Source organism: Reyranella soli, assembly GCF_007992495.1.
Lineage (GTDB): Bacteria > Pseudomonadota > Alphaproteobacteria > Reyranellales > Reyranellaceae > Reyranella > Reyranella soli.
In genome coordinates, this window is record NZ_BKAJ01000248.1 from 1 (window position 1) to 9,903 (window position 9,903).

At 61.3% G+C, this 9,903-nt stretch carries 14 protein-coding genes and 1 tRNA gene; 6 read left to right on the forward strand and 9 right to left on the reverse strand.

Features of this window, described 5'->3' with window-relative positions:
- Positions 1-156: 156 nt before the first annotated feature.
- Positions 157-450, reverse strand: coding sequence for a PAS domain-containing protein (locus tag RSO01_RS44150; protein ID WP_147156999.1), 294 nt, complete (start codon positions 448-450; stop codon positions 157-159).
- Between the two features lie 236 nt (positions 451-686).
- Positions 687-905, reverse strand: a complete 219-nt coding sequence (locus RSO01_RS44155) for a hypothetical protein (RefSeq protein WP_147157000.1) — start codon at positions 903-905, stop codon at positions 687-689.
- A gap of 273 nt (positions 906-1,178) precedes the next feature.
- Between RSO01_RS44155 and RSO01_RS44160 the strand changes: the two genes are divergently transcribed.
- The 3 genes from RSO01_RS44160 to RSO01_RS44170 all read left to right on the forward strand — a co-directional run bounded on the left by RSO01_RS44160 (position 1,179) and on the right by RSO01_RS44170 (position 3,301).
- A complete protein-coding gene (locus RSO01_RS44160; RefSeq protein ID WP_147157001.1) occupies positions 1,179-1,910 on the forward strand; it encodes a hypothetical protein in 732 nt (243 codons plus the stop codon).
- A gap of 621 nt (positions 1,911-2,531) precedes the next feature.
- Complete coding sequence (locus RSO01_RS44165; protein ID WP_147157002.1) at positions 2,532-2,930, forward strand: hypothetical protein; 399 nt, start codon at positions 2,532-2,534, stop codon at positions 2,928-2,930.
- A gap of 176 nt (positions 2,931-3,106) precedes the next feature.
- Positions 3,107-3,301, forward strand: coding sequence for a hypothetical protein (locus RSO01_RS44170; RefSeq protein ID WP_147157003.1), 195 nt, complete (start codon positions 3,107-3,109; stop codon positions 3,299-3,301).
- A gap of 479 nt (positions 3,302-3,780) precedes the next feature.
- Here RSO01_RS44170 and RSO01_RS44175 read toward each other — a convergent pair whose 3' ends face one another.
- Entirely contained in the window at positions 3,781-3,978 is a 198-nt protein-coding gene (locus tag RSO01_RS44175; RefSeq protein ID WP_147157004.1) for a hypothetical protein, read from the reverse strand.
- 659 nt (positions 3,979-4,637) lie between these two features.
- Positions 4,638-4,766 (reverse strand): hypothetical protein, encoded by a 129-nt coding sequence (locus RSO01_RS49690; protein WP_281291636.1) that lies wholly within the window; start codon positions 4,764-4,766, stop codon positions 4,638-4,640.
- Between the two features lie 430 nt (positions 4,767-5,196).
- Here RSO01_RS49690 and RSO01_RS44180 point away from each other — a divergent pair, with 430 nt between their 5' ends.
- Positions 5,197-5,388: a hypothetical protein gene (locus RSO01_RS44180; RefSeq protein WP_147157005.1), complete on the forward strand. Its 192-nt coding sequence runs from the start codon at positions 5,197-5,199 to the stop codon at positions 5,386-5,388.
- A 1,022-nt stretch (positions 5,389-6,410) separates the two neighbouring features.
- On the opposite strand, the gene RSO01_RS44185 is transcribed toward RSO01_RS44180, so the two are convergent.
- Positions 6,411-6,485: transfer RNA gene (locus tag RSO01_RS44185), tRNA-Val, on the reverse strand.
- Positions 6,486-7,034: 549 nt separating this feature from the next.
- Here RSO01_RS44185 and RSO01_RS44190 point away from each other — a divergent pair.
- Positions 7,035-7,364 carry a hypothetical protein gene (locus RSO01_RS44190; protein ID WP_147157006.1) on the forward strand — a complete coding sequence of 110 codons (330 nt, stop codon included), beginning with the start codon at positions 7,035-7,037 and terminating at the stop codon, positions 7,362-7,364.
- On the opposite strand, the gene RSO01_RS50185 is transcribed toward RSO01_RS44190, so the two are convergent.
- Both RSO01_RS50185 and RSO01_RS49320 read right to left on the reverse strand, forming a co-directional pair.
- Positions 7,339-7,563: an ATP dependent DNA ligase gene (locus tag RSO01_RS50185; RefSeq protein ID WP_373867999.1), complete on the reverse strand. Its 225-nt coding sequence runs from the start codon at positions 7,561-7,563 to the stop codon at positions 7,339-7,341. The genes RSO01_RS44190 and RSO01_RS50185 overlap by 26 nt on opposite strands.
- Positions 7,472-8,086 (reverse strand): DNA ligase-like domain-containing protein, encoded by a 615-nt coding sequence (locus RSO01_RS49320; RefSeq protein WP_246159227.1) that lies wholly within the window; start codon positions 8,084-8,086, stop codon positions 7,472-7,474. Before RSO01_RS49320 ends, RSO01_RS50185 begins: the two co-directional genes overlap by 92 nt.
- A gap of 417 nt (positions 8,087-8,503) precedes the next feature.
- Here RSO01_RS49320 and RSO01_RS44205 point away from each other — a divergent pair, with 417 nt between their 5' ends.
- A complete protein-coding gene (locus tag RSO01_RS44205) occupies positions 8,504-9,049 on the forward strand; it encodes an ATP-dependent Clp protease proteolytic subunit (RefSeq protein ID WP_147157008.1) in 546 nt (181 codons plus the stop codon).
- 88 nt (positions 9,050-9,137) lie between these two features.
- Here the strand turns inward: RSO01_RS44205 and RSO01_RS44210 are convergent, their stop codons facing one another.
- The gene (locus tag RSO01_RS44210) at positions 9,138-9,383 is read right to left on the reverse strand and encodes a hypothetical protein (RefSeq protein ID WP_147157009.1); all 246 of its coding nucleotides are present in this window, start codon (positions 9,381-9,383) and stop codon (positions 9,138-9,140) included.
- Positions 9,384-9,514: 131 nt separating this feature from the next.
- Positions 9,515-9,781, reverse strand: a complete 267-nt coding sequence (locus RSO01_RS48115) for a hypothetical protein (RefSeq protein WP_170303834.1) — start codon at positions 9,779-9,781, stop codon at positions 9,515-9,517.
- Positions 9,782-9,903 lie beyond the last annotated feature (122 nt).

Here is a 9,903-nt window from a genome sequence, read left to right on the forward strand (position 1 = left end):
GACCATGTCCGGCGGATTGGCATGCGGGTCGGCTATGAAGACAGCGACCAGCACCCTGCCCCGTTCCAACCCCACCGCCGCTACAGGTACGGGTCATGGCGACACTGTAGGGCAGCGCACCCGAGCGCCGCATCACGGCCATGGCCTGGCGTGCGATCAGATCAGATCGCATTCGGCCGCAGCCTTGATTCGCCGTCGCACGGCCGACGTGTCGCCTGGCCGTGCAGCCGTGAGCCGGTCCCGGCGCACCATAAGTCCATCGGCCGCATCGAGGATGCGCCATGCGGCGTGATTGGCCTGCACGATGCGCCCGTCCGGTTCGACAACGATGACCGGCCTCGCAGCAGCATCGAGCAGCGCGTCGCTCAGCTGACGTTTCCCCTCCAAAGCGCCCAGGTGTCGACTGAGGCCGACTGCTCGGACCAGATGAGGCGACAAGGCCTGCAGCAAGTCGACCTCGTCCTGCGCGAAATCACCTCGCTGTCGGCCGCGGCAGAGCATGAAGGCGCGCCAACCGCCTGCGGCCCCGCCGACGTCACCAGTCCGAAATAGGTGTGCCGGTCCTGCGGCAAGCTCCACTCATTGTAGAACGGCGAACGCATCAGGTTCTGCTTGGGCAAGAGCATCCAGTCGGCGGCCGCAACACCGGGACGCAGCCGCCGGAAAGCTGGAAAGAGCGGATTGACTTAGGGTTTGTGGAATTCTTGATAGTAGCGCGCCTGCCATTCCCCGAACTCGCTGGAAAAGCTGAGCTGGTTGCTGCCGTCTACCGTCGTCGCTAGGATCCCGCCATTGGCGCCGAAACGCTGGCCGAGGCGCAGTAATGTGTCGTCCCACAGTCTAGGTTCGACGCCGGCCTCGTAAATTTGTCCGAACAGGTCGATCACATCATCGGCGAGCGACATTTTACAGCCCTCCGCAGCAGCAACCTCGGCTTGCAAAGATGGTGGTGCGCCAGGGCTGAAAGACGCAGCGTTGCGGAAGTATCCGCAATCGGTTCGGACGTGATGTGGAGTTTCTTACAATCGTTCGTCCTTCAACCCTTCCGCCCAGCTAACACAACAAAAGGTGCATTGAGGGCACCCAATGGCCAATCCCTATGGATTGACTCGAGCTTCAATTGTTCTCATTTTGTTCTCATCGTCGCGGACGCTTCGCCTGTTCTTGTGAGGGTGCCGATGCTGATCCTTGTCCTCCCTGTTACGACCATCCTGGTTGCCTTGATCGGCTTCTACGTCTGGCACCGTCAGCTCGTCCGAAAGCGCCATTTCGAGGTCGCGGACGCCGCATTGTCCGCGTTCTGTCAGGCCGCGGCCGCAATATCTCGAGCACGCGAGCCGACAGTAAACGCCGGCGAAGGAACAACACGGAAGCGTGGCGACTACGAGCTACCTGCTTACGGCGGTCTCCTCGATCGCCTGTACATCCCGGTTGAGCGTCTGAAAGTCCATCGTGGCGCTTTCGAAGAGCTAGAGCGCGCCGCTGTTCACGTTGAAGTTCATTTCGGCAGCGAATTGGCTCAGCAACTTCGCGAGCCGCTCCGGGCCTACCGTCGGATAGCCGTAGCCACTGCTTGCCGCATGGGCAACGTGGGCCTCTCCGAAGAGGCGAAGGTCAGTCGTGCACTGGTCCGCCAATGGGAGGCCGTAGTGTACGCCGGCACGACTACATCTGACGAGACCGACCAACTCTCTGCCGAGATGGACCAGGCGAAGTGGGCCCTCGAAGCAGCCCTGCGGCCGCTCGTAGAAGCTCCGACGTTTGGTGAGTTCCTGCTCGTGAAGAAGCTGCTTCAGTCGGCAGCACATCGGGCCACAAAGCTTGTGACGCGGCTATCACGGCCAGGATACGGCAAGATCGCCGTCTACTCGGCGGCTCCCGTATCAGAGCCTACCACGGGCGACGCCTAGTGGTGCCCCCGCGTAGAGGAAATCCCTTTGCCAACGCGCAAAAGCGTCTGCCGCACAGGGCGCTTATCGACGTGCCGTTCCACCAGTCCGGCGGTGACGACGTCGGCGACAACTTGGTCGAGCTGGTCGCCCTTGACGCCAGTGCGCGCACCGATGCGCACTGACACGCCGCCACGCCGGATTGCGCCGGCCTGCGGGCAGCGATGGACGAGGGCAAGACCGATCAGCTTGTCTTCTACGCCTTTGATCTGCTGGCGTACATGGCGTGAGCATCGCATCCTTTCCCTTGGTCGAGCGCAAGGCCAGGCTCAAGCGCCTGTTCCGGCGCGAGGTTGCCGGCTTGCTCTATAGCGATCACGTCGTCGGCAACGGCCCTCAGTTCCGCGCCAGACCTGCAAGCTCGGGCTCGAGGGTGCCAGCCCCAAGCGCGCCGATCGACCGTACTCCCCCGGCGACCGCGGGATCTGGGTGAAGTCCAAGTGCCTCAACCGCGAGGAGTTCGTGGTCGTCGGCGGCAGTCGCCCGGACGACGATGGATCGCTAGCCCGCCGTCCTGTGACCTAGCCGCAGCTTCCTCCATCTGCAAAACTTGTACCGGGTGTTGGGAAGCCGTGCGGAGCTATGTTTGACGTCGAAATCTGTGAAGCCCGCCAAGTGGTGCTCATCTGCTTTCGCGGCCAGCTCACCGAGGATGACTTTGCTGGGCTCGACAAACTGGCTTCCGACACACGTGGCAAGGCTGCGTTCGACTGCATTTTCGACATGACCGCCGTCGAAAAGGTCGAGTTGACTACTGATTTTGTCGCCAAGCGAGGTGACCTGCCTCAGGCGCATAAGAACCGGGAACGAATCTACGTAGTGCCGCAGGATGACTTGAAGCTACTGGTCCGCTTCTTTGCGGCCTCTCAAACGGCGAAGGGCTGGAAGGTTCCCTTTGTCGTGGCGACACTCGACGATGCGCTCCGAATGTTGGACGTCAAGAAATCAGAGTTCAGTCCGCTGCCTCCAGCGGCCTTCTAATAGCGCGAGGACAAGCCGGCGCCGCTGGTGGTACGGCCCGTTCCGCGCACGCCACGACGGCCATAGCCCAGAAAAGTTCAAAGGTGGAACTTATGCGAGCCGCCGACCTTGATACGCCGGGTGCGTGACGTGAGCTGTCCCATCCGGTTTCCTGCGGGCCCGTGGGGGAGGTAAATGTGGACGAAACGCCAGATACGCTGGTGGCTGCCTGCCAAGTGGCTGGTCTCGTTGCGGCCGCGTTACTGCTGCCCTCGGTCCTTGTCGATCAAGTCTTTGGCACCCACGTTCTCAGTGTCATGTTACCGACCTCGCTGGCAGCTTTTGCGGTCGGCCTGATCGTCAAGGTCTGGAAGGCTCAGGAGCCCAGGTAGGCGCTAGCGGAGCCTTCGCGCCAAATCAGTGCGCCATCTGCGGCCGCTCTACCTTTGCTTCAGCGTCGCTACCAGCGAGTCTACAGTGTGACACAGCCCTCGGATCTCATCGTCTATCGACGGGTCGGAGAGGCTGTCGCTTTCCAATATGCGGGCGCTTAGTGCGTCGGCTCGATCGCGGGATATCTGGACCAGGTGAAAGGCGGCGACGGGTAAGCTGGCGAGAGAGGATGACCTGTAATGGGCCAGCGCGTCGAGCAGAAGCGCACAGGACAGCCTGTCCTGAGGATCATGTGTAAGGCGGTTGCACGCCGTCTCCAGGGCTTGGACTGCATTCATCGCGTTCACCTGTTCTCCGCGGCCAACGCGCTCTTTCTCGATTCGTTTCCTGTAGGAACCGATTCTGCTTTGCCACGTTCTGGACACAGAAATCCGGGAACGGCAATGGAAGGTCGCCCGCTCCGAAGGGACATAACGCTTTACGCGCCAGGGCGCGGCGGCGGCACCCACGCGAAGAGCAGCCGGCCATCCCACTCGACCAAGCCTTTGTCAGGATCGAAGTTGAGTTTGGCGTACTGTTCAAAGTGCTGCTGGTAGAATTCGGGCTTCCAATCGACCGTCTCATCGTTGAGCTGATCGTGCACCAGCGCAGGCTTCAATGGATCGGAGCGGGCCATCGGTCGCCAGATAAATGCTGACCAACCGTCGGCGTCCAGCTTCTTTCTCGAATATGGCTCCCGGCTCTGCCAAGCGTTGAACAGGAACTCGTTTAGAACCGTGACTTCCTCTTCGCCCCTGACGCCAAGGGGTCCCAGATCGTTGTTCTCAGCGCCGACCTGGGAATATAGTCCGTGAACAGGTTAGCTACGGGAGTGGCCGCTGACGTCATCTGTACTTCCCCCCTTGAACTCTTGGACGGACGTCCCACGCTTGAACAAAGCGCGCGATGACCGACCCGGGCGCAGATAGCATGAGCTGCCGGCGTGGCGCACCTTGGCCAGCGCGCCGTGTTGATCGCGCACGCTTTCAGATTTTTTTCGGGCGAGCCACCCTCTCGCGACCGAAGCCGCCCTCGAGGTGAGTCTCCAGGGGTGATCACTACGTTGCCATCCCCGTCAGGTCAGTACGTCGAGGCGTGTTGCCCAAGCGACGTAGGGTTGCGACTGCTTGCGTTGGTGCTGCTTCGACGTGGACGTGAACGCAGCATGCGTAGCGCTAACCTGCCGCCGTCGTCATCTCCGCCTTGATCCGTTGGCCCGTGCCGGGCCCGACGCCAAACTCCGCGATGATGAAGGAGGGTCCTCCTTCGCTCCCTGCGGGAGCTTCGGAGAACAAGTCAGCTCCTCGTTCCGGTTGGTGAGAAGCAGTAGATGTGGAACGGGAACATCGGCTGCGGCTTCCAATTGCAGAGGTGGCTGCGGCCGTCGCCGAAGCGGTCGGGATCGCCCACGGCGTTGGACGGCACCCGCCGGCGCGCCGCGTCACGTCGTTGCTGTCGACAACGGTATCGATGTCTCCCTCGTTGTCCCTCAGGGCGGCGCCGAGACCTGCTCCCGGACCTGAGGTCGTATCCGTGGTTGGCCGGCCGAAGAGAAGGTCTAACCCCAAATAACTAGAGCAGCGTGCGAAATTGCACATCGCCCTCAACCGTCCTTGATGTATCCGTGCGCGATGATTCCAGAAGGCACCCGTGGCAAGTGGTCGATTTGGGCGACTCACCCCAAGCGACTGGGCGGCATTGCGGAATTGTACGCCACCGAAGCCTCTGCCGTCGCAAGGGCTGCTGACCTCAGGCAAACCTGCTACTTGGTCGACATCTTCCTTTCGCGACCGCCCCGTCCGCCGGGCGGCTCTTCGGGAAGGCTCTCCGCCCTCGGCGCGATGGACGATTGCCAATGAGGAAGATCGTTGATGTCTTCGTGACGGACCGGATTGTTGCTTCATATCCCGTTGTAGCCGAGCGGCTCGCGGGTCCGACACTGAGTGACGAACACTTCGTCGAACTTGTGAAGGCCCAGATGCAGAACTCCGGCTTCTACAGCACGGATGAGCGCGCCGCCGCCAAGTTCATGGTCCGTGGGCTGTAGGACTAATCTTCTTCGCTGCCCCGCCTCCGCTAGCAACCGCGAGATCGACGCTAGGGTGGGTTTTTGACTCGTACAGCGGTTTTGGGCTGGCAGGACCAAGGGGACTCATCAAACGGGCAAAACGCTTCAGTGAGTCAGATTTTGAACCCGGCAGGTGGCTAACCCAACCGTATCTCCGGCCCCCAGTCTTATGGATCTCTCGCGGCCATCACGACAATCAGCACAACTAACGGGACGATGGCCCACAGGGATAGTGCCGACAGTATTGCGGCCCAAGCTGCAGCCAAGGCAGCTGCAATACCGAGACACCCCGTCAGTGCGAGCGCGAACTTCACGAACCGCCTCCCATGCGCAAGTTCGTCCTCTCAGCGGGGATGCCCGCCAGTGGTCACATAGTGTTAGCCACCGTCTGCAAGGGAGCGACTGAGATTTCGGGGTAAAGCTATAGGGGTAGCTTTCAGTAGGTGAGCCCGGCCTGGAAGCACAGGATCTTGGCCCTTTTCTCGGCCTTGTAATGCGCGGCGCCGCCAGCTACGCCTCCAGATCCATGAGCCACTCAGGAATTGGCCTGGGCGGCCGAGGGGGCGACCACGAGACCGCTTCATCTCCGCGTAGCGGGTCAACCTAAAGCCATCAGGGGAGAGCGTGTAGGCGTTCCCCAGACGGGTCACTACCCAACCGCCCTCGCCCTCACGCGACCCGCCGTCCGGCAGGTCAGTAACGTCAATGTCAGCAACTTCGCCGTCCCAGGGCTTGAACCAGAACTCCTCGTCATTCCGATAGATGATGACCAGTTCTACGTAGGCCCCATCAAGGGCCCTTGGACCGGCCTCAATGCGCACCCAACCCGACGGCAGTGGCACGGTTGTGCCATCGTTCATAGCGATCGTTATCTTGCCGTTCTCAATCTTGAGGGTCGCCATCTCGCGTCCGTATCGTCATCTGGAGCCACGTCGCTCTCGTGAGTCGGGCACGTCGCGCCCTTGCCCGCCATAAGAGACCGGTGACCTTCGAGAAGGCGATGGTGGGCGCCGCACGGATCGAACGTGCGACCTCACCCGTGTAGAGGGTGTGCTCTACCGCTGAGCTAAACGCCCGGAGCCAATATAAGCGAATCGCCGATTGCGTGGCCCGAACCCTTCGGGAGTAGCTTGCGTGGGCACTGCGGCCGCGATCCAACAGATCGACAGCGCGCCGATTCGGGGCCTAGACGGACAGCGCCCAAGCAATCAGCAGCAATATACCCAGCCCAGCGACTGCCGGCCCAAATGCGGCCTGCCAGCGCGGCGGCCTCGAATACGACGGCTCACGTCCAAGCCCTGCCATCGCCCCTCCTGCCCCCGCGAGCTTAGGTTACCGGTGTGGCGCGCCGCCAGTGGCGAAGCCCAGCCCTTGCGGGGTAGTCACCTGCCTCAGCCGGCCTGCCGATCGGCCTTGACCATGGTCTGGTACGGTGGAGACGGAACTCCCTTTACGCCCGGCTACCGCAGGAGCAACGAACAGAGCGACGATGGCGTTGCCCGGCCATGATCAAAGGGAGGCGCAGCGTGCCGACGTTCGGTAGGGTGCAATGGACTGGTGACGACAAGGCGTGGGAAGCGCGGACGGGTTCTACGTCGACACAAGAGGCCAAAACAGGTGGTCGAATGAACCCGGTAGACGCAGTGCAGGCGGTGGCGTTTGCATGCCACCAAGCCCTGGAATTCCCCCAAGAGGATATGGCTCGAGCGATGTTGCTTGAAGCAGTGGCCAGCTTCAAAGCGACCCAGCTTGCTGATTTCCCTGCCAGCGTTCTTGAGTTGGTTAAGCTGTCGCACGATCGGGCCGATGCCCTAAGTGATCGCGTATTGGCCAGCGACGATCTGGCCGATCCGTGGATCCACCATGACACGCAGTCGTTGTGCCTCCTTATAGGCGCTCTGGCAGAGGCGATGCGCCCGTCCAGCGCCGTCAACGCCGGTGAGGGTGAGGAGTAGCCCTCACGACCTGCCGCGCCGGTTTATCTTCCCGCTGCGCCTGGTAGGAGTCTTGCCGCAGGAGGTTGTCCTCGGTCCAGGTGAGATACGTCAGCTCGACGACAAGTTCAGGCTTCACCCAGTGCACCTTGGACAGTTTCAGTGGCGAGCCGAACCGGCTGTCCCGCGGTGGCGCTACGGCAAGCGGTATCTTCGCCACCTTCAGCGGCGCCAGTACTCCAGCCAGCCGCTTCAGCTCCTTCTTCTGTCATACCGGTGCCAACGCGGCCGGCGTAGTGGAGGCGGCCATCGTCGGTGTAATAGACCAACAGGAGGGCGCCGATGTGTGATCGACTGCCCTCGGGGTCGGTCCAGCCGACGACCACGAACTCTTCGCGGCTCAAGCACTTCGACTTCACCCAGATCCCGCTGTCGCTCGGCGCATAAGGCCGATCGGCCCGCATGGAGATGGCGCCATTGAGCCCGAGCTTGCAGGCCTGCGCGCGGTAGCGCGGGCAGTTGCCGGCGACGTGATCGGTGTAAAGAAGCCCGTCGGTCTCTTCTGCCAGAACAGGCGCTTCAGCCGGGCCTTGGCGCCACTGATGCCTGCATCGCTGTAGGTGGCCACGACCTCCCATCCACGACGTTGGACTATCGCGGTCAGCTCGCGTTGCCTGGTTCTCAACAGCTTCCTTGTCTGTTGAAACCCGGACGTAGAGTGTCGCACGCTTGGTGGTCGCCACTGGGATCTCCCTGGACGCCGATACCTAAGCGAGACCGAAAGTCGAAACTGTCGGTATGGCTGGAACGACGTAGCGCAGACGGCGCCATTTCAAGCAATTAGCGAAGGTGCCTTGCGAAGGGTTTTCTGAATAGGGGATCTGTTGCTGCCGCTGCGGCTACCCCGCAAGGGGTAGGCTTCTCCTATGGCTCGCCGCCCACCCGCCTTGCTAGGCTTTTGGGGGGACTGAGAGGGACAATGGCAAAGATCCGGAGTGAAGGGCGTACGGTTGGCCGCCACGCTGGCAAGTCCTGTTTGGGCAACCAATCGCTGGTCTGGTCATGCCGCTCCTGATCGCATTGGCGCTGTCTTTCCAAAGCATCGTCAATCGAAGCCGGGCACACGGCCAGCGATTGGCACTTCAAGGGTGGCAAGGATTATGACCATCATGAAGCACATTCTACTGCAAGGGCGCCTGGATGAAGATCAGGCGGCTCGCGTCGTAGCTGCGATGCGCGCCGCAGACGATAAGCTCATCAACCTTCGCATTGACAGCCCAGGCGGCTCGTTCGCCGCGGCGATCCAAATCTGCCTGGAGATCGAGGAGCACCCTCACGCGGTCTTCACGACCATCACCCGGGCACTATCTACTGCCGCCATCATAGGTCTCGCCGGCGACGCTCGGCGGATCGATCGAAGCGGCCTGATAATGGTTCATTGCCCCAGGCGGCCGCCGCCAGAAGATGCGGCTAATGTGTGCGACCTCGTTTGCGAATACACGAAGCGACCTCCGCAAGAGGTCATGACCTGGATGGTAGCCGAAAGGCGTTTTACCTCCGAGGACGCAAAGCAATTCGGCTTCGTTGATTCAGTTATCGATGCGAGCGCGCCGGTGCCCGTGTGGTTGCCACCCCGGACCAAACGCACGCCGACGGCTTCGTTGCGGCCCTGGCGCCAATTCTTTGAGCGGCTTGATCTCCGATGACCAGCGCCGGCGAGCTTCGGCAGGCAGCATTGAGTATTGCCTGCAAAGGCCAAGTTTCAGAGAGTTCGACAACTAGTTCGTAGGCACCTTATGGGCTGGAATCTCGATCATGATCGATCACGATCACCAGTTGCAGACGCTTCGGCATCAGGGCTGAGAGCGAATAGAGACCGGCACGTCCGGTGGCGTTGAGGGCACAAAGCTCGCCATCGATATCGGCCGCCTTGACCGGCAGCGACCGCAGCGCCTCGACCCTGCGCCGGTAGCGATGGGACCAATCGAGGCCGGTGCGGGTGAGCAGCTTGGCTTTGCCGCCGTCGATCCGGGCGTGCATGCGCTAGCCGTCGTACTTGATCTCATGCCGCCAGCCGTCGCCTCATTAACCACACTGTTGAGCTGTGGCGTGATCCATTTGGGCGGTCGAAGTGTGATTGCGACAGCGGCCAAATCGGTGCAGTCAGGCGCTTAAGCTAGGAAAAACTGACGCGTTTTGCCTGGTGTTCCTAGTAGGCAATGCGGCGTATCCATAAGCGGCCCAGTTAGCTGCCGGGCCAGATCTTCCAATTCTGACTTAGTAAATCGGAGATGGCGGAGCCAAGGAACTGCCATCGAATCAGTCCGGTCTAAGACACCGACTTCTCGCAAACGGGCAATGATGGCAGCAGCAACAGCCCCCTTGAGGCAGGCCTCGGCGCTCAGATCCATTGACACCAGCGGGTCGTCCAATTTCATGTGCAAACAATGCCGTGCCACAAGGCCTGTTTACGCGTGATCAGTGTATGGCTCGGTATCAGATATTTCATTGGGCTAGCATCGGGGCAGGCTTGGGGACGACATCGGCGAGGTTGAGAGTG